1 protein-coding gene is annotated in these 433 nt (G+C 43.2%); it reads left to right on the forward strand.

The genetic code is table 11. From position 1 onward, the window contains the following. The coding region (locus ACYVTD_RS17010) for a hypothetical protein (protein WP_461248828.1) at nt 1–433 on the forward strand (433 nt) is incomplete at both ends.

Below are 433 nucleotides of genomic sequence, written 5' to 3' on the forward strand. Positions count from 1 at the left end.
ATGGAACACAATACAATGACTGACGCTAATCGGTTGTATGAGGGGCTTGATACAAATGAGCGCCGTAATCTTTATGCCGACGCTTTAAATAAATCACTTGAAATATTTGTTTCTTATGCGGAGAAAGATATTGACTATATAATGTCAAACGGCTTAAAGCCAATTGCAGCGGCGGTGGGTCTGGACAGAATTCTCGTATTCCGTATTTCAAATAGGGAAGCCATGCTAAGCGGAGAAAGATACCGCTGGGATAGGGTTGCGGGCGGAACAGCTCCAATTGACGATGATTTAAAAGAACTGCCGGTAAACTCGGCAATCAGGCGGTGGGTCTCAATTATATCAGATGCATCCTGCATAAGCCTAAAACGAAGCGAATTCAAAGAAGATGAGGCGGAATTCTTAACTCCGCGAGGCGTTATGTCTATTTTAATTG

It is taken from the genome of Treponema sp. R6D11 (genome assembly GCF_054786075.1).